We start from the raw sequence: 23,488 nt of genomic DNA, 5'->3' as shown, positions 1-23,488 counted from the left end.
CCCTCTGTTCTCTCGCTTATTGATAGTAATTTTAGTACGAGAAAGACTTCCATTATTGCCTAATAGCCTGAATACAAATGGATATTGCGATTTGTTTTTCAAGTGTTAATTTAAGATCCTCAATTTCTTTTTCCTGAACGTTCATTTCTTTTTGTTTTGTTGGCTTGGAATACCCCATTCAAGACACCGCCATGACAATGATTTTTACAAGGTATTTAACAGGCGACTGTTTTGTTTGAATGGTGAGTGAATATTCAAGCGTGGCAATCCTCTTGAAAAAATGTTGCCCAATAAAAAAGTGAAGCCGCAGTGGCTTCACTTGTTATCTTTCACAGGCATAGTTGTCTTTGTCGCGGTCCATTTTTGCCTGATAGGCCGGGTGTGTTGATGGGACGCCGTTCGGATACTTTTGCCTTAGCTCCGTACAGTTTGCAAATATTTCAGTTTGCGTGCTGGTTGAAGGTGCTGGCGCTGCTGGTTTCACAGTCGTTTTTGCAGGCTGAGACGCGGCAGGCTTCGGTTGTGAAGAACTTTGGGTTGATGTTTTTGGATCAAGGTCGCCCTTCGTTGTCCCATTCGGCCCATATGCCCAAAGACCTTTATTGTTTTGACGCGCCTCCCGAGCGAATTTTACAAAGAACTCGCTATATTTTACGTCAGGTGTGTAGGTGGATGGTTCCGCATATCCGTTCAAGACGAGCTCGGCATTGAACATCTTTGCGCGAATTTCCTTTTCGTTCATGTCATCCGTTGGGACGGCAAGCCAGATGATGCGCAGCAAGCGCCCGTACCGGTCGGTATTGCTCACGTCTTTTTGGATCCAGATTTGTTTACCGTCCAATTTTGATTTCGTGTAATTGCTTGCTTCTTTGCCATACTTTTCATGCCTTGTCGTAGATTCGGGCGTGTTCACACCGATAAAACGGATTTTTCTCCCGTCTGATGTCTCGATCGTATCTCCATCGACTACGCGGCCAACGGTGACCTTTTCAAGTGCAAGGGCGGCAACTAACGCATTTGTATTTGCTGCCTGCTTGGCTTTCGCCTCGGCTTCGGCCCTTTGTTTGGCCTCCGCCTGTTTTCTCGCTTCGGCTTCGGCCTTTTGTTTGGCCTCCGCCTGTTTTTTCGCTTCGGCTTCCGCGTTTGCTTTTTCCTCGGCCTGCTTCTTTGCTTCGGCTTCGGCTTTCGCTTTCTCTGCTTCCTCGGCCTTCGCCTTTTCTTCAGCGGCATTTTTTGCTAAAAGTGCTGCTTTGGCCTTTTCGTCCGCTTTATCTTTTTCTTTAGCGGCTTTTTTATCGCTGGCCTGCTTATCGATTTTTACTTCAGGTTTTGATGAGGCCTGGCCTTCAGTCGCCTCGGCAAACGTTCCGACCAGGATGAAAGTCGAAAGGACTCCCGCAGTTAAGAGCAGCCACGGTTTTTTAAAATAAACCCTGCCTTTGGACTTTTGGTGGCTCAGCCAAAACCCCGCCCCGTACAAAGCCACGCCAATCAGGGCAATTGGAGCCGCAGTTGATAAAATCAACAAGAACAATAGCAGCAAAATCATGATAATAGTCTTAAAAAGCTTCAACTTCTCTTTCCCCCTAGAAAATTCATTCAATACCAATTATACCAATATTTTTAAGTTGGGTATGTTGGTATTAATTGGTTTTTGGGGAAAGGACTTACTTACTCTTAACGGGCAGCCAATCTGGATGGACAACTTCGCCCTAAAGTATGTTGTAATGTGGAAGGTGCCAGGCCACAAAGCGTTCCTTTTTTTAGAAAAATAGGCCCCCTTTTCTTTTTGGAAAACGGGTTTAGCAATTTTTTATGGATAAACTCCGACTACTGGGTTCATAGAAGTCGTTTTTGGCTGATAATCCCCCATCGCCAAAGGTCCAAATGAGTTTTTTTTAACGTGTTTGGAGATATATCGAAAATTTACATACTGTTATCGAAAACTTTTTAGATATATCGAAAACTTTTAGGAGGATAACGAAAGTTTCAAGGCCGATATCGAAAACTGTCACATTTTGGACACATTCACCACCCGATTTATGGCTGGTAAAGGTCCGATTGGTGAACTACCCTGCAATATAAAGGGGCTAACCATTAATGGGGATGCACCCCCCACCACTGATAGAAGGCTAACTTTAGGCAGCAGATGGAATCGGTGTTTTAAGGAATATTTTTTTGAAATAGGAAGGGTGTATGAAGCTTTATGTGGAACTTAATGAATGATACGTCTGAGGAGGGGAGGGAATCAAAAATTTCAAACGAAAACCATACAAAAGCAAAATGGAACAACAAGCACAAAGAACGGCTGGCAGATATGGCGGAGCCCTTGCCAAGCGAGCGGCTGAATACCCTTTTCGCTTATCTGAATGGGGGGAAGGCTCTTGATCTCGCCTGCGGGCTTGGCGGGAACAGCCTGTTTTTGGCGGACCGGGGATACGAGGTGGAGGCTATTGATATTTCGGAAACAGCCATTGAGTTTGTGCAGGAGCTGGCTGAAAAAAAGCGATTAAAAATCAATGCCTCGGTCATGGACCTTACAGAGTTGGAAAATTTACCGTTTCAAAAGGGGACCTTTGACTTCGTTGTGATTGCGTATTATTTGGACCGTTCGTTGTTTCCTTATGTGAAGGGCGTAATAAAAGAAGGTGGCCATTTCTTTATGGAGACCTATTATGATTCGCAGAAATTGGAACGCGGGCGGGTTTCGAAGCAATTCCGGCTAAGGCCGAATGAGCTGCTTAAGGAGTTCCGCGGATGGAAGGTACTTTTTTATGAAGAAAATGAACAGGACGGGCGGCAAATCATTTTTTGCGAGAAGCCTGGTTTGATATGATGGGGTTACTACATAATGGAAGGTTGGTTGGAAATGGCCGGGAAGATGCGACTTGGTAGGACGGATTTGTATGTGAATCCGATTGGAATGGGAACAAATGCGGTCGGAGGGCATAATATCTATCCGAATATTGATGAAGGCGCAAGCTTTGAAATGATCCGTGCAGGTTTGGAAAACGGATTGAATTTTTTTGATACAGCTTACTTTTATGGATTGGGGCGGTCCGAGGAAATTATCGGACAGATTGTAAAAGAAACCGGGAAACGTTCGGAAACGGTCATTGCCACAAAAGCTTCCTATACATTCGCCGGGCAGGACGTTGTCCACAACAATGACCCTGCGTTTTTGACCCGTTCCGTTGAAGAAAGCCTGAATCGCCTTCAGTCTGATTACATTGATCTGTTCTATATTCATTTTCCGGACAAGGATACGCCAAAGGATGAGGCGGTCGGCGCACTGAAGCGTCTGAAGGATGAAGGGAAAATTCGCGCAATCGGTGTTTCCAACTTTTCGCTGGAGCAGCTGAAGGAAGCGAATAAGGACGGCTACATCGATGTGTACCAGGGCGAGTACAATCTCCTGAACCGCAGTGCCGAACAGGAATTATTCCCATATTTCCGCGAAAAAAATATTTCATTTATCCCGTATTTTCCGCTCGCCAAAGGCCTTCTGACCGGAAAGTATGACAAGAAAACAAACCTCGAAGGCAAGCGCGGGAAGTTTTTCCAAAAGGAGACCTTTGAGGCGGCATTGGAAAAAGTAGAAAAAGTAAGGGAGATTGCGGAGCAAAAGGGTGCGGACGTGGCACACGTTGTTCTAGCCTGGTATTTAACACGCGACGTCATCGATGCAATCATTCCAGGCGCAAAACAAGCGGAACAAGTACTCAACAATCTAAAAACGCTTGATGTCCACTTGACTGAAGAAGAAATACGGCACATCGACCAAGCGTTCCAACAGTAGTTTAACAGGCGAATCCATCTCTATTTTTACAGCCAGGAAATCAAAGCCTTTTATTTGTGGATTCTCCAGCAACAAAGAAGGAAGGCTCCTTGAAGGGGCCTTCCTTGATAAAATTAAGCCGAAGCTGGCTTGAAGTTAATGTGCAATTCGACCAACGTTTTGCTTGCTGTGGCAATTGCTTGATTTTGAACGTTAATTTTTGTGTGAAGCGCTAAAGAAGCTTCTGTTTTGCCGTGTTTTTTGACATAATCGTCGAGCTGCTTTTTCAGTCCTGAAAGCTGGACGGAGCTGGCTGCAAGCTCGCCGGTCATGTTCACGTAAAACTCCGCCTCAGCTTTTGCTGTAACAGGTACGGTTGCTGCTTTTGCGTAAAACTCGACTGTTGCTTTTGCAGCGGCAGCCACTCTTGCCTCCACTTTCGCCACCTCACCGGAAATAACAGCCACTTGTTTCGCCACTTCTGCCTTCAGGAACTGGCTATGCAATTCATCCAGCTTCTTTTTCGCAGCGGCATTTGCCTCAGTTTGAACTGTAATCTTTGCATATATGGCGACTGCCGCATCGGTTTTCCCTGTTAATTTGACTTGAGCGTCAAGCTGCTTTTTTAATGAAGGCAACAGAACCGCATGCGCGTGAATTTCCCCTGTAGCTTTTTTGTGAAAATCAGCTTCTTCTTTTGCCGTTACAGGAGTAGTTGCCGCCTTCACATAAAAATCCGTAACATTTTTTGAAGTGGCTGCCAGGTTTGCTTCCGCCTTCAGCACAGCATCATTGATGGCGGCTACCTGCTTTGCGGCCTCTTTTTGCAGGTACTGGCTGTGCAAATTATCCAGGTTCTTTTTCGCCACGGCAATTGCCTCATTCTGTGCGGAAATTTTTGCATAGACGGCTGTTGTTGCATCTGTTTTCCCATAGGATTTCACTAGCCCGTCGAGCTGCTTTTTCGAATTTGCAAGCCCGTTTGACAGGGAAGTTAAGTCAGCCGAGTTTTTCTTATAGAAATCTAACTCAGCCTTGACAGTAACAGGAGTGGTTGCCGCATTTGCATAAAAATCCGCAATATTCTTTGAAGTGGCCGCCAGGTTCGCTTCCGCCTTCAGCACCGCTGCATTAATGGCGGCTACCTGATTCACGGCGTCTTTCTGCAGGAACTGGCTGTGCAAATTATCAAGGTTCTTTTTTGCAACAGCAATTGCCTCATTCTGAGTGGCAACTCTTACATATAGGGCAGTTGTCGCATCTGTTTTCCCATAGGATTTCACTAGCCCATCGAGCTGCTTTTTGGCATTTGTAAGCTGACTTGATACGGAAGTTAAGTCAGCAGAGGTTTTCTTATAGAAATCTAACTCTGCATTAGCCGTTACAGGAACTGTGACCGCTTTCGTATAGAACTCGGCTGTTGCCTTTGAAAGGGCGGCAACTTTCGCTTCGGCCTTCACGACACTTTCCTGAATCGAGGCGGTCAGTTTGGCGGCGTCTTTTGCTTTTTGTGCCTGCACGAACTGGGTGTGCAAATCGTTAAGCTTCTTTTGTTCCTGAGAGATTACATTTGTTTGGGCTGTAATTTTAGCATAGGCCGCGTTAACCGATTCCGTTTTCCCATATTTTTTGGCCACCTGGTCCACCTGTGACTTCAAGGCTTTCAGCTGGTTGCTGTTGGCCTTCAATTTACCAGAAGTACTTTTGTGAAATTCCGCCTCGACTTTTACCGAAAGTGTCCCGGCTGTCGCTTTCGCATATATGTCCACTATGGCCTTTGCCAGCGTCCTGTTACTTGATTCTACCTTTGCTATATTTTTGTTGATCGTAGCCAGACGCTTTTTCGCTTCTTTGTCAGCCTTGTGCTTGGCGGCTGTTTTGTTAGAGACCGAGGCAGAAACCTTTAGAGTAGATTCCGATTTCTGTCCGATGGAAATGGCCGATGCGCTGGTTACAGTGGAAAACGCTAATCCAAGAGCAAGGGCAGGTATGGCAATCTTAAATGGCTTTTTCAAAATGTGAAACCCCCTTAACTGAAATTACCATACATTACGGTGGGGAAAATTCCTTTATGTGGGTAAATATGTATGAGGGGAAATTAATTTTTTTTTAAAAAAAAGAACATTTTAACCTTTATCCGGCGTAATTGAATTCGTTAACATAAGGAACCTTGCCCAAAACCGTTACCAAAAGCCAAATCCCTATGTCCGCAAGAAATCAAGGGTATACTATACCTGCCTGTTTTTTTACATAAGGGGAGGGATCGACATGGGGATTGTCATCGTGGATATATGCCAAAGCAACAGCATCAACGTGCTTGATATTGAAACGATCCTTGAATCGGAATACCCTGAAGTGTCCGTTCTCCGGAATGAATGCCTGTCTTTTTGCGGGATGTGTGCGAGGAGCCCGTTTGCGATTGTGAATGGGAAGAGGGTTTTTGCGAAAACCCCAGAAGAATGCCTCGATAAAATCAGGAGACAGATTGAAAAGGAACTCGCATTTTTTGAATGATGGCCGTATCAATTAAACTCCGAGCCAACTGGAAAAATTGGCGGTTTTAGGATGATTGTTAAGGCAGTATTGAAAAATAGGGATTTTTTTTATACAATGTTTTTATGCCTTTTGGTATAAAAATATAGTTGTGCGGTTAACAGGCACGCTTTATATACACAAATTAGAATGGGGTAAGGAAAAATGATAACAGAACAACCATATAGAGTTTTGCTCTATTATAAATATGTCCATATTGATAATCCGGAGGAATTTGCAGCCCAGCATCTGGCGTTCTGCAAGGAGCTTGGCTTGAAGGGCCGTATCCTTGTTGCCGAGGAAGGCATTAACGGTACTGTGTCTGGAACGGTTGAACAGACTGATGCATATATAGAGGCAATGAAAGAAGATTCCCGCTTTGCCGATATGGTTTTTAAAATCGACGAAGCCGAATCGCATGCTTTTAAAAAAATGCATGTCCGCCCACGGAGCGAGCTTGTTACTTTGCGGCTTGAGGACGATGTCAATCCAAATGAAGTCACAGGCAACTATTTGGAGCCGAAGGAATTCTTTGAAGCAATGCAGGATCCAAATACGGTCGTCATTGATGCCCGCAACGATTATGAGTATGACCTTGGGCATTTCCGAGGCTCCATCCGCCCAGAAATTAAGGCGTTCCGCGAGCTTCCAGAATGGATTAGGGAAAATAAGGAACAGTTTGAAGGCAAAAAGGTTCTTACTTATTGTACAGGCGGAATCCGCTGCGAGAAGTTTTCCGGATGGCTTGTAAAAGAAGGATTCGAAGATGTCGGCCAGCTCCATGGCGGGATTGCGACATATGCGAAAGACCCTGAGGTGAAAGGGCAGCTTTGGGACGGAAAGATGTATGTTTTTGATGAAAGGATTTCCGTACCTATCAACCAGGTCGAACACGTTGTTGTCGGGAAGGATTATTTTACAGATGAACCTTGCGAGCGCTATGTAAACTGTGCCAATCCTGAATGCAACAAGCAGATCCTTTGCTCCGAGGAGAACGAGCACAAGTATTTGCGAGGATGCACGCACGAATGCCGTGTTGATCCACGGAACCTTTATGTGAAGGAACATGGACTGACTGAAGAGGAAGTTGCTGAGCGGCTAAGGGAGCTTGGTGAAGAAGCACCGGTTCAAACAGGTGAATAGAAAAGATAAAGGGACGAACCTTATTTATGGTTTGTCCCTTTATTTTTTGCTAAGCTGACTGCCGAATGTTTAGCTAATCGATTCAAGAATCTCATTCGTTGTGGCAATGGTCGCAAACTCTTTGTGGAGCATCGCCAGCTCTATCTCGTGGATTTCATTGGCGGGGTGCTTTACGTTTTTATGGTCGGTGATTTCGAATGCGGCGGTTGCGTCGGAGACCAGGAAGTTGGTGTAGCCCAAGTTTCCGGCCATCCTTGTAGTCGTAGAGACGCAATGCTGGGTCGAAAAGCCTGTAATCACAAGTGTTTTAATCTGATGACCTTTTAAAAATTCCTCCAAGGAGGTTCCAATAAACGCGCTGTTGACGTTTTTCGTAAACACTTTCTCGCCGGCAAGAGGGCGGAGGGGGTCTTTAATTTCAATATTACCACCATTTTTGTAGTTCAACGGCGAGTTAGGCAGCAGGGAAAGATGCTGTGAGTAAACGATGATCCATTCCTGCTTCCTCCACTCTGCAAGTAGCCGGTATATATTCTCCTCTGCCTCGGGGTTGTTCCGCTCTCCCCAATAAGGGTCATCAAAACCTTTCTGAACATCCAGTACGAGCAAGGCAGGTTTATCCGATATCTCAACCAACAATCATCCCTCCTATAAATTCATTCCTTAATTAGGTTTCCACCTCCACTGCTTTCCATCCTAATAAAAAACATGCCTGCGCGGCATGCCAAAATTTATACATCGTTTTCACTTTTCATCTTAAGATAGCGATGAAAAGGACATCTTGATAGGGTCGTATCATCATCTCTGAGGAAATATTGCTTCCACTCATAATTGTCTCCATTCCCATAGGTATTGAGGTCCGGGTGTATCGGCGCCGTATCATATGCGGCAAGCCGTTTGCGTATATCTGATTTGACTTTAGAAGCGCGGCCCTTTGATGAATTGAATTCGACGAGAACGGACCTGGGGGTGATTGCGAGAATAAGATAAGGGAAATACCTGCTTAGCCTTTTTTCATGGGCAGGTGTTCCGCAGTATACAAAGAACTGTTCCCCATTAAAACAGAATTCCCATAAAGGATTTTCAGCATCCTTAGGTATATGATCAGGCCATTGAGCGGTATCAAGCTTCGCGCTCTTATTTAACTGAGACCAAAAGAGCTGCTCATATTGTTCAACACTCAATGCTTCGCGGTCTGTGTCTTTATAAAATAGAACGAGCGAGGTATAGTTTCCAAACTCTTGATAATGCTTTGCATATTCATCGAGCGCACTGGCAAGTTTGATCGCCGAATCGGAGGCCGCGGGGTGCGGCAGAAAACCATATCTGAAGTGTTCCAGCTGATGCCCTATGGTGGCCGGTATGCAAGGAAATGGCCTTGCTTTATCCTCCATTTTTGCCGCAAATTTCAGAACGGCATCTCTTTTCCATGTTTCCCCTATGGATAGGACAATTTCCTCCTGTTTATATAAAGCCATACATGGTCCCCCTCTCACCAATAGAGTATTCAATGAGGGCTGCCAAGTGTGTAATCAATGATAGTGAGGGAGGTGGCGTTTTTTAAAAAGAGCCGTTGTATGAGGTTTTTATACTTATTAGTTGAAAAAGTATCAAGGCAGTTTTATAATCAAATCGTACTTAATTTACATAAAAGGGGATATTAAAAATGGCTAAATACGAACTACCAGCATTGCCTTATGCAAACGATGCGCTTGAGCCTCATATCGATGCGCAAACAATGGAAATTCACCATGATCGCCACCATGCTACATATGTTAACAACCTGAATGCGGCTCTCGAAGGACATGATGATCTTTCCGGGAAAACAATTGAAGAGCTGATCGCAAATCTTGATGCGGTTCCTGAAAATATCCGTACAGCTGTCCGCAACAATGGTGGGGGCCATGCGAACCACAGCCTGTTCTGGACACTTCTCTCTCCTAATGGCGGCGGCGCTCCAACTGGTGAAGTTGAAGATGCAATCAACCAAGCTTTTGGAAGCTATGATAAGTTCAAGGAAGAATTTACAAAAGCAGCTACAACTCGTTTCGGTTCCGGTTGGGCATGGCTTGCTGTTGATAACGGCCAATTGGTGGTTACCAGCACTCCAAATCAGGACAGCCCGCTCATGGAAGGCAAGACTCCGATCCTTGGGCTTGATGTATGGGAGCATGCATATTACCTGAAGTATCAAAACAAGCGCCCGGATTACATTGGTGCATTCTTCAATCTCATTAACTGGGATGAAGTGAACAAGCTTTATTCCGCAGCAAAATAAGAGAAAACAAAAAACACTTTTAGTCGGGGATTGATTTCCCGCTAAAAGTGTTTTTTTAATTTACATTAAACTCGATTCTAAATCGGCAGTGGTCGTCTTCATCGGCTTTGCAGCTGACACGGTTGATGTTTTCCGTTTTCAGGACATTTTTTAGCATTTGCGTTTCGCACTTGCACGCTGTTTTATAATGGGTGGCAATTGTAAGGATTGGACAGTTGTATTCAACCAGCTCATACGTGTAATCATTAATTTTCGAGGCTGTCGCCATATAGCCCTTTTCATTTTGAAGGCTGACAATTTCTTTTATTTTTTCAGGATTCGGCTTTTCGCCTATTTTCCGTGAATACTCTTCTGTGAGGCGCTTCTCCCTTTTTTGGAAAAGTTCATTGACGGCGCCATCTCCGTATATCTCCTGGATATCTTGAAGGAATTCGAGTGTAATCCCTTCATAATTTTTTGGAAAAAGGGCTTCTCCTTTGGCTGTCAGCGAATAGATTTGGAGCGGCCGGCCCATTGGCTGCCTTAGCTCGCGTGATTGTACCAGCCCATCCGTCTCAAGGACATTCAAATGCTTTCGAATTGCCATATGGGTGATATTCAGATGACTAGTAAAGGAAGCGACTGTCATGCTGGATTCCTTCTTTAATAATTCAAGTATTCTTTCCTTTGTCGGTTTCCTAAGCTCCGCCATCTACACCACCCCTTTATCCCACTCTTAACGGGCAGAAAGATCGCCACCAAACATTCAGAAGTTTCGAAGATGATAGGTGGGGAGCAACTGCCCGTATTGGTCCGATTGGTTCACCTAACCATCAGTGTGGTATGAACAAAACCGACTGATGGAAGATCCACTTTATCAAGAAAGCGGCTCAAACCCTTGCGGCAATCGTAAAAATCAACTAATTATACAATAAAGTATAAATAATGGAAAGGGAATGGAATAGTATTGACAAACGCCATGCACTTGTCTATTTTCAGAAAAGAGGGGCAATTCGGAAATTTATTTGAAAATCATCAATTGACTTAACTACAGGATAATTTGAACGATTCCGAGGTCCTTTTTAAAAGCTTAAAAGAAAGTCTTTAAAAGAAAACGAGGGAGATGAGAATGTATGCTTTTATCCATTCCAAAAAAAGAGATTCTTGAAAGGCAGCAAAAGTTTATCTCGCAGCTTGGGAACAGGAAAGCGGATTGCGCGATATTGTTCAGCGTTACGGATATTTTCTATTTGACGGGCTTCCACTTTCATCCTACTGAAAGGCCGATTTGCTTTTTTGTGGACCCGTCCCATAAAACGCATTTGTTCGTCCCTGCACTGGAGCATGAACATGCGGAGGAGTTTGCTTATGTAAACCATGTCCACTCTTATCCTGAATATCCGGGGCTTCGGCATCCGATGGAATATTTGATGGACGCTTTGACTGAATCGGGTTTTTCCGGTAAGACTGTTGGCTATGATGCAATCGGCTACGGCTCATCGATGGGATATCGCGGGCCAAGCGTAAGCGACTTCCTCGATGCGGAATTTGTTTCCTTGAAATGGTTAGTGGAAGAAATGAGGTTCATCAAGTCTCCGACGGAAATAGAATTGATCAAGGAATCATGCCGCTGGGGAAATCTCGCTCACCGCCTACTGCAGAAATATTCTAAGCCAGGATTGAGTGAAATCGAGATTACGAGCAAAGCTTCCACTGAAGCCACAATGGCGATGATTGAAACGCTCGGGCAAGATTACCGCCCGCATGGAAAGCCCGCTTATGCGATTTTTCGTGGCCAAATAGGGGCGATGTCCGCCTTCCCTCATGCCGTGACCCAAAACCTTATTTTGAAAAAAGGGGACACATTGGTAACGGGAGCGGCGGCGGATGTGTGGGGGTATCACAGCGAATTGGAAAGAACGATGTTTGTCCAGGAAGCCAGCAAGGAGCAGGAAAACTATTTTCAAATCATGTACGAAGCGCAGGAAGTTGCTTTTGCGGCAATCAAGCCGGGCGAGCCATGTTCTGCTGTTGAGCAGGCCGTTCAAAGGTTCTGGAAGGAAGCCGGGGTTGAGCATCTTGTCCAGCACCATACCGGACATGCGATTGGCCTTTTGGGCCACGAGGCGCCGTTTTTTGATCTGGGCGACCAAACGATTATGCAGCCGGGAATGGTTTTTACCGTTGAACCAGGAATTTATGTAAGGGGACTCGGCGGTTTCAGGCATTCCGACACCGTACTCGTAACAGAAAACGGCATGGAAATGCTTACGTATTATCCGAGGGACTTCGCCTCGATGATTTGCTACTAAACTATAATTTTTAGGGGGAGAGAATTCTGGACGGATTCTCTCTTTTTATTTTTGGCTAAGAAACTATGAGAAAACTAGCTTAGGTGTCACTCAAAGTCTGGATATGTGACAACCAAGGGGGAAAATCGAGTTGGGTTGTCAGAATAACCCTGGATATGTGACAACCAAAGGCGAAAATCAGGATGGGTTGTCAGAATAACCCCGGATATGTGACAACCAAGGGGTAAAATCGGGTTTGGTTGTCAGAATAACCCCGGATATGTGACAACCAAGGGGGAAAATCGAGTTGGGTTGTCAGAATAACCCCGGATATGTGACAACCAAGGGCGAAAATCAGGATGGGTTGTCAGAATAACCCCGGATACGTGACAACCAAACGCGAAAAGCGGGTTGGGTTGTCAGAAACCCGGATATGTAACAACAGCTGGCAAAAATCCGGTGTAGTTGTCACACAAAGCCTGAAGAGGTGGCAGCATGCTTACTGCATCACATATGTTTTTTAATATAATCGGCCGCATCGCTGTAGAGGCCGCCCTGGTTGGCGTACTTGATATAGTTTTTAATGGTGTTCAGCCATTCTGTAGTGGTTGGTTTCGTTTGCTTGATGGAATCAAGCAAGTCATCCATCGTTATTAGCCGTTCAGGGCCGCCATCCATGATTTCCGTCAGGACCCGTTCGGTTGCAATCTCAACGACATTTTCAAGATCGGCACCCGAATAGAACTCGGTTTTCTCTGCCAGTATATCAAGGAATATGCCAGTTTCAACCGGCTTGCCGCGTAGTTTAAGTTCCAGTATGGCTCTCCGTGCGCCTTTATCCGGTGGCGGTACGAAGACAAGCTTATCGAATCTGCCGGGCCGTTTGAACGCGTCATCCACATCCCAAGGCATATTCGTTGCGCCAATAACCAACAATTGATCGTTGCTGGTTTCAACGCTTTGGAGCTCGTTCAGTAACGTATCAACCAAAGGGCGCATGACATCCGAGCGAGATTTTGAGCGGCTGAAGCCAAGGGCATCCAGCTCGTCAAAGAAAAGGACAGCCGGCAAATTGGCCCTTGCAGTTGCGAAAACGTCGTGGATTCTCTGCTCGCTTACACCCACATAAGGGTCAAGGATATCCGAAATGTGGACAGGGTGGAAGTCGGCGTCGCATTCGCCAGCCGTTGCTTTTGCAATAAACGTCTTTCCGCATCCAGGAGGACCGTATAGCAGGATGCCACCACCTGCTTTTTTCCGGAATTTCGCAAAGATGCCTGGGTTTCTGTAGGGCTTTATAATTTTCATTTCAATGGTTTTCTTAAGCGCGTCGAGGCCGCCGACATCCTGAAATGTCACTTTCTCCCGCTTCTTTTCTTCATAGAGGATAACATTGTTTGGTTTAGTGCCTTCAATGACCTGCAGCTTCCTCCCATTGGAAGTAGCGGCTGCTTCTAATTGGTGTATACTGCCTAATTGGCGGCCGAATGGGGGTTCATTAACAGATGAAGGCGGTTCATCCGAATTCCCCAGGGTATCTGTTGGGCCGGCGCCAAAGCCAGTAATTTCATTTTCATTAAAAGGAGTATCTTCATTTGATAGAATGCTATCTTCTGGGGGATTCTCAAAAACATAACTTCCCATATGCTTTTTTAAAACAGATAAAACGGGTGCTTCCATAGTCGGGCCGCCCTGCTTCACAGACATGGAGAACGCATGCAGCGCTTCGCCAAGCTGGCCTTCAATCAGATATTCCTCACCAAGCAAAAGCCATACCTGGGGATTGTGCTGTTCCATGTTCAAGATTGAAAGATAAATATCAATTTTATTCATCATAGCTTCCCTTTCACAAACCATTTATAGAGGGTAGGGGCAATCCACGTATAGACGACTAATAGGATATAGAGAGAAACGTAGACAACTAGGAGAACGTTTAGCTCGAAAAATTTCAGTATGAAGCTTATTACAATGAACTCAAGCCAAAGAACCCCAGGGCCGCCAACCTTATTTATCAGCCTTTGTGGAAAGAACATCGGGTGTGTCTCTTCATCAAGCTCGGCAAGCACCTCAAGAATATCCTCGTTAGTGGGATCGAGAAGGAAAGCCTGCCTGGCGAGTTCCCTGGCTTCCTTATCCTCCCCACGGAGCAAATGATAGGCAGCCGTATTGAGAAGGTTTTGAATATCACCAGTGGAGGTTTCCATTACTTTTTTAATATATTCCAGTTGTTTGTTTGAATCGGATTTCGCAAAAAAATAATGAAGGATGGATTGATTGACTTTCTCGTTGTCCGGGTCGAGCTGTTTCGCCTTTTTAAATAAGGTTAATGCTTTCTCTTCATGCCCAGCCTTGAACATTAATTCTGCATATGCGGCATAGGTTTCCCCGTCTTCCGGGTCAAGGTGAAGGGCATTTAAAAACGCCTCCTCGGCCTCTTGGAATTTGTTCTCTTCTTGATAAACAACTCCGAGGAAATAATAGCAGCCTGATTCATCATATCCATTCTGGAGTGCTTCTTTGCAAAGTGCTATGGACTCATCATGGTTGTCCCGGCAATATTCGACTACAGCCATGTTAAAAAGGGCATAGGCATCATTTGGATCGTGCCTAAGAAGGTTTTCTATTAGAGGGGCAGCCTCCTCATAACGATTCAAAGTTATGTAATGATCGATTAGGGACTTATTTTTATCATAATTTACTGTCTCCATGCACTATCCCCCTAATAGTTTTACAATAATACAGCTATCCCGCCAAACAAAGCTAACTCAATGGTCCCACCAATGAGAATCCATAGAATCGCAGGCTTAAGAAGGGGCTGAATCTCGTTATTGTTTGTAAATAGATGCTGTTGAAACGGCTTCTTTAGGGCGAATCTGTAAAAAAAGAATAGGATTATATTCAAAGCTCTCATAATGTAACGTGGTGTCCGGTCTCCATTAACGGAAAAATCACTGAAATAAAAATGAAATAGTGCCAACTCTCCAATAAAGATAAGCATTCCAGCTCCAAGTAAAAGATTGATCGTGTTTTTAGGGACATTGAGCCACTTCGCGTTTCTGGTCCCAAGAATCATCATTGGAATTGCACCGCCAAAAAAGGCTACCAGGAAAAGGCGGTTGATATCAAAGGTTTTAGTAACCTTCCATCCTTTCGTAAGTGAAGGCCGCAGTAAATCCGCATTTGACGACATATAGTTCCCCCTGCTCCTCATTTCTTCGTTCTCTTTCTATCATAAAAGGTATACAGAATCTGTCAATTATAATTTACAAAATAATCCCACAATTTAAAGTTTACTCCAATCGCCGGAAAATTCAGTTCAAAAATGAAAAAAGGTTTGTTTTGAGAAACGAATAGAAATAAAGTACCAGAGCCAGTCTCTTATTAAATATGAAAAAAGATGCTTGTTTAATTTTCTGAATTATCGGAGTATAGTTGTAGGTGGAAAGCCAATGACAATGCAGGAGGATGGAATTATGGCAAACAAATTGGAGCAAGGCACGGAAAATACAAGTGAGTTGATATCAGAACAAACAAAAAACATGTATGAATTGCTTTTAAAAGAGGCGCAGGTTCAAGCAGGCCTGAACTTTCTTGAAGAGGATAACGATTATACGACAAGCGAGCAAATTGCGATAACCGAAATTTCAGCACCGACGTTTGCGGAGTCGATTCGTGGACTCGATTATAAAAGAAGATTAATCGGGTACGGCCTTCAAAATGTCGGAACAGACAGCAATGGAAATGTTTTTGGAATCCGGCGTGGGACTGGCGCTGGACCCAAGCTTGTGGTATGCGCCCATCTTGATACCGTTTTTCCCGAAGGCACCGACGTGAAAGCGAAGCAAAGGGATGGAAGAATTTACGCGCCAGGCATCTCTGATGACGGGCGTGGGCTTGCCGCCGTCCTGACATTGCTGCGGGCATTTGAAAAAACAGGGATACAAACGGTTGGGGATATTTTGTTTGGCGCTACCGTAGGGGAAGAGGGACTTGGCGACCTGAACGGAGTCAAAGCGCTGTTTGAAAATAACAAGGAGATTGATGGCTTTATTTCAATCGAACCGGGCAGTCCCGAACGAATTACCTATCTTGGAACAGGAAGCCGACGCTATCATATTTCTTATATCGGGCCAGGCGGGCACAGCTTCGGAGATTTCGGAAAACCAAGCGCCATTCATGCGCTGGGCCGGGCGATTGCGGGAATTGGCGATCTCGAGACCCCTGCCGAACCGAAAACGACATTCACGGTCGGTACTATTACAGGAGGGACATCGGTCAATACGATTTCCGCTAGCGCAGAAATGCTGCTTGATTTGCGTTCCGTTTCACCTGATGCCCTTGCAGAGCTTGAGGAAAAGGCTATGGGTATTGTGAGGGAAGCGGCTGACGCTGAAAATAAGCGTTGGGACACGGATGCAATTCGGGTGGAAATAAATCTTGTCGGGGACAGGCCGGCGGGTTCGCAGCCTAAAGACAGCATGATAGTCCAAGCGGCGATGGCTTCTTCTACAGCTCTAGGTTTTGAACCTGAATTAGGCGGGCCAATCAGCACGGATTCCAATGTGCCGATCAGCCTGGGCATACCCGCGGTTACGCTCGGCGGAGGAGGCGGGGTTGGCGGATGCCATACTCTCGAGGAATATTATGAACCGGCCGGAGCGTACAAGGGAGTGCAGAACATCTTCCTTACTATCCTCGGACTCGTTGGAATGGATAGAGTATCCCAGCCGCTGTTGCGGAAGCGTTGATATAGGTTGGGAGACAGTTTTATCGCTGTCTCTCTTTTTTTTGTCCATTTTACGTGTTACGGGATGTGGGCTTTTGTTCTTTTTATAAAACGAAAAATGGCGTTTTCGGTAATAGAGGAAAGGAATTCGGTCTAATCCGTAGGAAATTTCGTCAAACCTTTGGTTATTCGGCCAAACCAGTAAAAGATTCAGCCAAACCTAAGTAAGAAGGTACCAACCATGGAATGATGCCTTTTATACGGAAAATATCGACCGTGGGTGCCAGGCGTCAATTCGCTTTTTAAAAGAATATTTAGAAAAATAGAAGGAATTAGTACTTCGGGTAACGAAATACTTATTGACGTATTTTAAAAGGAGGCAGGTTTATGGCCAGGCTGCAGTTAGAGGATTTGAAACACTATACAAAGAAGCAGGTGCCAGGGGCGGTTGAAGTTTTGAAAGAGTATTTGAGGCTGCCGACGATTTCTGCCCAGAATACAGCAATTTCGGAAACAGTTGCTTTTGTTGTGAATATGGTCCAGGATGCTGGCGGTGAAGCCCAGGTTCTCGATGACCTTGGCGGGAATCCGGTTGTTTATGCATTTTTCCCTGCCGGGGAGGGCGGAGATTCTGAAAAGACGTTATTGTTCTATAACCACTATGATGTCCAGCCGCCGGATCCGCTTGAGGAGTGGCATTCCGAACCGTTCAACCCGGTCGTTGTTAAAGGTATCCTGTTTGCGCGCGGGGTAGCGGATAATAAGGGCGACCTCGTAGCCAGGCTTGCCGCCATAAGAGTGCTGCAGAAAGCGGAAGGCGGCCTTCCGTGCAATATTAAATTCCTCATTGAAGGGGAAGAGGAAATAGGCAGTCCGAATTTGGCCCCGTATTTGGAGAAGTACAATGATTTGTTTGCGGCCGATGCTTGCATTTGGGAATTTGGCGGAAAAGATGGTGAAGAGCGAATCAATATGGTCGCGGGTATAAAGGGGATGGCGTATCTCGAGCTTTCCTGCATTGGGTCCGATATTGATATGCACTCTTCCGTTGGTGCCTATGTGGATAATGCGGCTTGGCGGCTTGTCCAAGCGCTGGGTACTATGAGGAACGAACGAAACGAAATTTTGGTGGAAGGCTTTTACGATGGTATCATTCCGCCAACGGAAGAGGAACTGGCGGCGGTCAGGGCACTCCCATTTGATGAAGAAGCCACCGCCAATTTGTACGGGCTGACGCGGCCGCTCATCACCGAGGCTAAAGGGGAAGACCCGCGTGAAGCGATGGTGTTCCATCCAACGATGACGATTTGCGGAATAGTCAGCGGCTATACTGGCGAAGGAGCGAAAACCGTCCTTCCAAAAAGCGCGAAAGCAAAGATTGATTGCAGGCTTGTACCCGGCCAGGATCCTGACCATATTCTGCATTGCGTCGAAAAGCATTTGGAGAAGCATGGATTCCACGATGTGAAGGTCACCTCCCTTAACGGGCAGAAAGCATACCGCTCTGATTACAACCATCCATTCATTCAGCACGTTATTGCAACGGCCAATGAAGTGTACGAAGCCGGCTGCGTATTGGCGCCAAACTCAGCGGGAACAGGGCCGATGTATATTTTCGGCGAAACCCTTCAGCTTCCAATCGTCAGTACAGGAGTGGGGTGGGTAAAATCGAAGGCGCATGCACCGAATGAATCAATCCGCCTCCAGGATTTTGAGGAGGGAATTGTCCACATGGCCCATATGCTCGCCGGATTCCCGGAAGCCATGAAGCTAGCCACTGAGACAATCGAAGCTTGATTTTATAAGTGAACAAAGGGAATCGACATCCAAAATCAACATGCTAAAAAGAAAGGACAGAAACCAATGACAATAGGAATCCAGCCATTTTTGCACGTCCGGACGGCAAAAAAACCGATTTACCACCCGAATGGCGATAAGATCAGCTTCATCACCGATTACACAGGCCTGCCTCAGGTTTGGGAGCTCAGCCTAAAAGGGGGCTGGCCATCGCAAAATTCATTTACGGAAGAAAGAATTATGTTTGTAAGCTACATATCCGGAACGTCCAAACGGGTCATCGGCATGGATGCCGGAGTAAACGAGAAGCAGCAGCTTTTCCTATTGAATGACGACGGAACTCTTGTGCCGCTTACCGATTCCCCTGACCATATCCATCAATATGGAGGAAGCTCCCCTGATGGAAACTGGATTGCGTGGTCGAGCAACCGGAGGAATGCCGCGCAGTTTGATATTTATGTTCAAAACCTAGAAACGCTTGAGTTTAAAAAGGTTTACCAGGGGGATGGCATGTACCATGCGGTTAAATGGTCCCCTGATGGCCAATCTCTGTTGATTGACAGAGTCAATACCAATCTGGATAACGACCTTGGACTGCTCAATCTTGATAGCGGGGATGTTTCCTGGCTGACCCTCCATGAAGGCGAAGCGAAATTCGAAAGCCCAGACTTCAGCAAGGATGGCGGGACCATTTACGTTTTGACAAACAAGGACCGCGAATTCGTAGCCTTGGCCGCCATAACGGCTGCTACGAAAGAATTGGAATGGCTTGACGAGAGGGAATGGGATCTTGAGGGCCTGGCGATGAGCAAGGATAAGAGTCTTCTTGCCTATTCAGTCAATGCCGGTGGAATTTCAAAGGGCGTGATTTATCAGATTGAAGACAGCTCAATCGCAACTTGGGAAACGCCAGCCGGGGTTATTTCGGAATTATCTTTTTCACCGGACAGCAAAAAGCTTGCTTATGTGCTGAATGGCTCGACCCAGCCATCTGACATATGGGAGCTGGATATAGAATCGAAGAATACAAGAAGAATGACCTTCGTATCGAGCCTGCCGGTTGTTGAAGAGCAGCTCATTGCACCGGAGCTAATCACGTTTACGTCGTTTGATGGCCTAGAAGTCCCGGCTTTTTATTACAGGCCGAAAGACGCCGAAGGAAAGCTGCCGGTCGTTGTGTTTGTCCACGGCGGGCCTGAGTCGCAAATCCGCGCAGTCTATAATCCATTCCTGCAATATTTCCTGAGCCGCGGGTATGCAGTTTGCACGCCGAATGTAAGAGGGAGCACCGGTTATGGGAAGAGCTATACACACCTGGATGATGTGAGGCAGAGGATGGATTCGGTTAAGGATCTAGTGGCGCTTGTCGATTGGCTGAAGAAGGAAGGAAACGCCGATCCTGATAAAATTGCTATCATGGGACGAAGTTATGGAGGCTTCATGGTTCTTGCAGCCATCACCCACTATCCGAAGCTGTGGGCCGCTGCAATCGATATTGTCGGGATTTCAAGCTTCCGGACCTTCCTGGAAAATACGAGTGTTTGGCGCCGCAAGCTAAGGGAAGCGGAATATGGGAGCATTGAAGCGGACGGCGATTTCTTCAATGAAATTGACCCGCTGCACCGGACGAAGGATATCGAATGCCCGGTTATGATGCTCCACGGAGCGAACGACCCTCGTGTGCCAATCGAGGAAACCGAGCAAATGGTCGATGAATTGAAAGCCAGGAACCATCCGGTCCAGTACATCCGTTTCGAGGATGAAGGCCATTTCTTCGTAAAATTAAAAAATAACATTACCGCCTATTCTGGCGTCGCTGACTTCCTTGATGAACACATTGGAAAGGCCGCAACAGCCGTATTGTAATGTAGACATGAGAATAATGGCAAGAAGGAGAGCGAATCTTATCTCCCCATGCCGCTTAAAACAAACCCCGCCCAGTAAAGCGGGGTTTGTTTATTTTTGATAAAATTGTATAAATATGGGGAATAATGTGGTTTACTGAAAATAGAAATACCATTTTGTTGTATGTGACCGGGGGCGTTGGAATGTTGCTGGATTATGTTTTGAACCTTTCCATTTTTTCATTAATGGTAAATACTCCATTGGTTATTCGTTCGTTCATAAAGCTTAATCCAATTAAACATTTTCGCGTGCTTGCTGGTTTGTATGCAGGTATTGTTTCCTCCATACTCGTACAGCTATCAATTCACGAGAACGGATATTCATACGATATCCGGTATGCGGTGCTTATCCTTGTTTTTGCTTACCTCGGGCCGCTTCCAGGTTTGCTTGCAGGGGGCATTGCCCTTGGTGCCAGATTGATGGAAAGCCCGAACTGGCTGCCGGCAATCGGAGGCTGGTTTGTGATTATGGCGGCGTTTACGCTAATTCATCGAAAATATGCCCATGTGCGGCCAGCGCTTAAATGCGTCATCCTTTACGTATTCTATGCAGCAATTTATATCGTCATGGTTCCGTTCGTTTTTGGGGTCTTTCGGAATGAACCTCTTTTTCACCTCCAATACCTGATTTTTGTTCTTTTTGGGGTCTTGTTAGGCGCTCTCCTTATCGAGTCGTATGAAAAACTTCACAGGACCATTTCGGAAAAAAAAGCAATGAAGAAGAGTTTGATTGAGAGCGAGGGAAAGTACCGGCTTATCGCTGAAAACACCTCCGACCTCATTATCGTTATGGGCAAGGACCAATCCTTCAATTATATCTCCCCTTCCCATGAAAGCGCGTTGGGCTACAGCTGCCAAGAGCTTGACACAATGGGGATATGGGATACCGTCCATCCAGAGGATTTGGACATGTGCCGGCGGGAGATTGAAAATATTTTTGAAAATAAAGAAACCCTTTCTGTTGAACTGAGATTGCACCATAAAGATGGCCGCTGGATTGAATTTGAATCCCGTTGCATGCCTGTAAAAAAAGAAGGTCAATCAATAGAAAATATTGTAATCGTGAGCAGGGATATAACCGAGCGGAAAAAATCGGAGGAAATTCTTTTGCAGTCCGAAAAGCTATCGGTAGTTGGCGAGCTTGCCGCGGGGGTAGCCCATGAAATCCGTAATCCCCTTACAACAATTAAGGGATTTGTCCAGCTTTATAAGGCAGAAAATCCGGGGTTTAAGTTCAATGACTTAATTTTGAGTGAATTGAGCCGGATTGAAACAATCACAAGCGAGATGCTTTCGCTTGGCAAGCCCCAGGCTATTACCCTTGTCAGGGCAAATATAAGGGACATCATTGAAAATACGATTGATATTCTTTCACCTGAGGCTCATTTGAAAGACGTTCAATATAGTTTCCGATATGAAGAACCAACATTTTTTATTAAATGTGAGAAGAATCAAATTAAGCAGGTGTTCCTGAACATTTTTAAGAACGCAATGGAAGCGATGGAGGACGGAGGGGATATCCAAATCACTCTTCGGAAAGGTCAAACCAAGGAATGTGTTATTACCGTACAGGACCAGGGCTGCGGCATTCCAGAAGAGATTCTCCCGCGCCTCGGTGAGCCTTTTTACACCCTCAAGGAGAAGGGGACAGGACTCGGATTGATGATTTGTAATAAAATCATTAAGCAGCATCATGGGAGCATCGTTTACCAGAGCCGCGTGGATGAGGGGACGCTCATCACTATTACGATACCGCTTGCGGAATGAGGAATAGGGCTGCCCTACTTTTTAAAAATGGAATCGCAGTTTGCTTTTCAATAACAAAAAATTTGACGCCTCCACTAAGGGGGCTTTTTCTTTTAGGCAGCTTCTTGAGTATGAACAATATAAACAAAATTAAGTTTAAGTTTTTAATGACGTTTAAAAATATAATATTTCAATTTTCTAAATGTTTAATAAAATTAAGAAAACGTTTTCATTTTATTTTACAAGGGGGATATCAATGAAGATTCTAAGGAAAATGACAGCATTTGCTGTGGCGGGGGCACTTGCGTTAAGCCTTGGCGCTTGCAGCGAAAAGGAAACGTCAGGGGAGAAAAAAGAGGGGACAGGCTATCCTAAAAAATCGATCACTGTAGTTGCTCCCTCAGGTGCCGGTGGGGGTTGGGATCTGACAGCGCGTTCGTTTACAAAGATCCTTAGTGGAACAAAATTGGTCAAGCAGCCATTGACGGTGGAGAATAAACCTGGCGGCGGGGGGGCGGTCTTCATGGCTGAATACGCAACCCAGCAGGCATCCAACAATGATATGCTGTTCGTTAATTCACCGCCGATTATTATCAACAACCTTAAAAAAGAAGGAAACAGCCCATACGGGTATGCAAACACGACTCCTTTGGCCCAATTGACACGTGATTACGGAGCGATTGTCGTCAAGGCTGATTCCAAGTTTACTGATTTGAAATCTGTTTTGGATGAGGTGAAAAAGGATCCTTCCAAGCTGACATTCGCAGGAGGTTCCGCCCCAGGCTCGATGGACCATTTGATTTCCATCCTGCCTGCATTTGAATACGGTATTGACCCTACTAAGGTAAAATATGTTTCCTATGATGGCGGAGGCGAAGCCATTACCGCTCTTCTTGGCGGGAATGCCGATGTCATTGGAACCGACGCGTCGAGCGTTAAGGAATTCGTGAAGGCCGGAAAGGTAAAGGTTCTTGCTGTCACTTCTTCTGACCGCCTCGGGGGGGACTATGCTGATGTTCCAACCGCGAAGGAACAGGGGGTAAACGCCGAATTTACAATTTGGCGCGGTGTGTTTGGACCTGAGAAAATGTCTGATGAAGCAAAGGGATATTGGGACAAGGCAATCGCCAAACTCGTTGAAACCCCTGAATGGAAGGCAGAAGTTGAATCCCAGGGATGGGAAATGGAATACAAAAACAGCGAGGATTTCAAACAGTTTTTGAAGGATCAGGAAGGCCAGGTACAGAAGCTTCTTGAAGCACTCGGAATGCAAAAATAGGATAAGGAGGGAAGGAGTTTCTTCTCCTTCCCGAT

Annotated in this window: 20 protein-coding genes; 11 read left to right on the top strand and 9 right to left on the bottom strand. The window is 45.6% G+C overall.

Annotated features, from left to right (window positions below):
• Positions 1-52: 52 nt before the first annotated feature.
• Positions 53-178, bottom strand: a complete 126-nt coding sequence (locus AR337_RS23985; RefSeq protein WP_301335735.1) for a hypothetical protein — start codon at positions 176-178, stop codon at positions 53-55.
• A gap of 144 nt (positions 179-322) precedes the next feature.
• On the bottom strand, positions 323-1,573 hold the full coding sequence (locus AR337_RS23660; RefSeq protein ID WP_253702003.1) for a thermonuclease family protein: 1,251 nt from the start codon (positions 1,571-1,573) through the stop codon (positions 323-325).
• 633 nt (positions 1,574-2,206) lie between these two features.
• Between AR337_RS23660 and AR337_RS20175 the strand changes: the two genes are divergently transcribed.
• Both AR337_RS20175 and AR337_RS20170 read left to right on the top strand, forming a co-directional pair.
• Positions 2,207-2,836, top strand: coding sequence for a bifunctional 2-polyprenyl-6-hydroxyphenol methylase/3-demethylubiquinol 3-O-methyltransferase UbiG (locus tag AR337_RS20175; RefSeq protein ID WP_059173841.1), 630 nt, complete (start codon positions 2,207-2,209; stop codon positions 2,834-2,836).
• A gap of 33 nt (positions 2,837-2,869) precedes the next feature.
• The gene (locus tag AR337_RS20170; RefSeq protein WP_059173942.1) at positions 2,870-3,799 is read left to right on the top strand and encodes an aldo/keto reductase; all 930 of its coding nucleotides are present in this window, start codon (positions 2,870-2,872) and stop codon (positions 3,797-3,799) included.
• Positions 3,800-3,912: 113 nt separating this feature from the next.
• Here the strand turns inward: AR337_RS20170 and AR337_RS20165 are convergent, their stop codons facing one another.
• Positions 3,913-5,793, bottom strand: coding sequence for a hypothetical protein (locus AR337_RS20165; protein WP_059173840.1), 1,881 nt, complete (start codon positions 5,791-5,793; stop codon positions 3,913-3,915).
• A gap of 253 nt (positions 5,794-6,046) precedes the next feature.
• Here AR337_RS20165 and AR337_RS20160 point away from each other — a divergent pair, with 253 nt between their 5' ends.
• Both AR337_RS20160 and AR337_RS20155 read left to right on the top strand, forming a co-directional pair.
• Positions 6,047-6,292 carry a YuzB family protein gene (locus AR337_RS20160; RefSeq protein WP_059173839.1) on the top strand — a complete coding sequence of 82 codons (246 nt, stop codon included), beginning with the start codon at positions 6,047-6,049 and terminating at the stop codon, positions 6,290-6,292.
• 183 nt (positions 6,293-6,475) lie between these two features.
• Entirely contained in the window at positions 6,476-7,453 is a 978-nt protein-coding gene (locus AR337_RS20155) for a rhodanese-related sulfurtransferase (RefSeq protein WP_059173838.1), read from the top strand.
• A 69-nt stretch (positions 7,454-7,522) separates the two neighbouring features.
• On the opposite strand, the gene AR337_RS20150 is transcribed toward AR337_RS20155, so the two are convergent.
• Positions 7,523-8,080 carry a cysteine hydrolase family protein gene (locus AR337_RS20150; protein ID WP_059173941.1) on the bottom strand — a complete coding sequence of 186 codons (558 nt, stop codon included), beginning with the start codon at positions 8,078-8,080 and terminating at the stop codon, positions 7,523-7,525.
• 104 nt (positions 8,081-8,184) lie between these two features.
• Positions 8,185-8,931: a YqcI/YcgG family protein gene (locus tag AR337_RS20145; RefSeq protein ID WP_059173837.1), complete on the bottom strand. Its 747-nt coding sequence runs from the start codon at positions 8,929-8,931 to the stop codon at positions 8,185-8,187.
• A 188-nt stretch (positions 8,932-9,119) separates the two neighbouring features.
• Here AR337_RS20145 and AR337_RS20140 point away from each other — a divergent pair, with 188 nt between their 5' ends.
• Positions 9,120-9,731: a superoxide dismutase gene (locus AR337_RS20140; RefSeq protein ID WP_059173836.1), complete on the top strand. Its 612-nt coding sequence runs from the start codon at positions 9,120-9,122 to the stop codon at positions 9,729-9,731.
• 55 nt (positions 9,732-9,786) lie between these two features.
• Here AR337_RS20140 and AR337_RS20135 read toward each other — a convergent pair whose 3' ends face one another.
• A complete protein-coding gene (locus tag AR337_RS20135; RefSeq protein WP_059173835.1) occupies positions 9,787-10,422 on the bottom strand; it encodes a metalloregulator ArsR/SmtB family transcription factor in 636 nt (211 codons plus the stop codon).
• Between the two features lie 421 nt (positions 10,423-10,843).
• Between AR337_RS20135 and AR337_RS20130 the strand changes: the two genes are divergently transcribed.
• Complete coding sequence (locus AR337_RS20130) at positions 10,844-12,022, top strand: Xaa-Pro peptidase family protein (RefSeq protein ID WP_059173834.1); 1,179 nt, start codon at positions 10,844-10,846, stop codon at positions 12,020-12,022.
• 486 nt (positions 12,023-12,508) lie between these two features.
• On the opposite strand, the gene AR337_RS20125 is transcribed toward AR337_RS20130, so the two are convergent.
• From AR337_RS20125 to AR337_RS20115, 3 genes are read right to left on the bottom strand one after another with little or no spacing between them, the layout of a single operon-like run.
• Positions 12,509-13,834, bottom strand: coding sequence for a 26S protease regulatory subunit (locus AR337_RS20125; RefSeq protein ID WP_059173833.1), 1,326 nt, complete (start codon positions 13,832-13,834; stop codon positions 12,509-12,511).
• Positions 13,834-14,709: a tetratricopeptide repeat protein gene (locus AR337_RS20120; RefSeq protein ID WP_059173832.1), complete on the bottom strand. Its 876-nt coding sequence runs from the start codon at positions 14,707-14,709 to the stop codon at positions 13,834-13,836. Before AR337_RS20120 ends, AR337_RS20125 begins: the two co-directional genes overlap by 1 nt.
• Positions 14,710-14,729: 20 nt before the next feature.
• The gene (locus AR337_RS20115; protein WP_059173831.1) at positions 14,730-15,191 is read right to left on the bottom strand and encodes a hypothetical protein; all 462 of its coding nucleotides are present in this window, start codon (positions 15,189-15,191) and stop codon (positions 14,730-14,732) included.
• Between the two features lie 283 nt (positions 15,192-15,474).
• On the opposite strand from AR337_RS20115, the gene AR337_RS20110 reads away from it, so the two are divergent.
• The 5 genes from AR337_RS20110 (at position 15,475) to AR337_RS20085 (ending at position 23,453) form a co-directional block, all read left to right on the top strand.
• Positions 15,475-16,749: a M20/M25/M40 family metallo-hydrolase gene (locus AR337_RS20110; RefSeq protein ID WP_059173940.1), complete on the top strand. Its 1,275-nt coding sequence runs from the start codon at positions 15,475-15,477 to the stop codon at positions 16,747-16,749.
• A gap of 365 nt (positions 16,750-17,114) precedes the next feature.
• Positions 17,115-18,524, top strand: coding sequence for a M20/M25/M40 family metallo-hydrolase (locus AR337_RS20105; RefSeq protein ID WP_059173830.1), 1,410 nt, complete (start codon positions 17,115-17,117; stop codon positions 18,522-18,524).
• Between the two features lie 66 nt (positions 18,525-18,590).
• Positions 18,591-20,390 carry a S9 family peptidase gene (locus tag AR337_RS20100; RefSeq protein WP_059173829.1) on the top strand — a complete coding sequence of 600 codons (1,800 nt, stop codon included), beginning with the start codon at positions 18,591-18,593 and terminating at the stop codon, positions 20,388-20,390.
• A 182-nt stretch (positions 20,391-20,572) separates the two neighbouring features.
• Positions 20,573-22,195, top strand: coding sequence for an ATP-binding protein (locus tag AR337_RS20095; RefSeq protein ID WP_059173828.1), 1,623 nt, complete (start codon positions 20,573-20,575; stop codon positions 22,193-22,195).
• Positions 22,196-22,430: 235 nt separating this feature from the next.
• Entirely contained in the window at positions 22,431-23,453 is a 1,023-nt protein-coding gene (locus AR337_RS20085; protein ID WP_059173826.1) for a tripartite tricarboxylate transporter substrate binding protein, read from the top strand.
• Positions 23,454-23,488: the final 35 nt, after the last annotated feature.

Origin of the sequence: Bacillus sp. FJAT-27445 (genome assembly GCF_001510665.1) — a bacterium.
Taxonomy (GTDB): Bacteria; Bacillota; Bacilli; order Bacillales; family Cytobacillaceae; genus Bacillus_D.
This window is presented reverse-complemented; position numbering and strand designations above follow the sequence as displayed.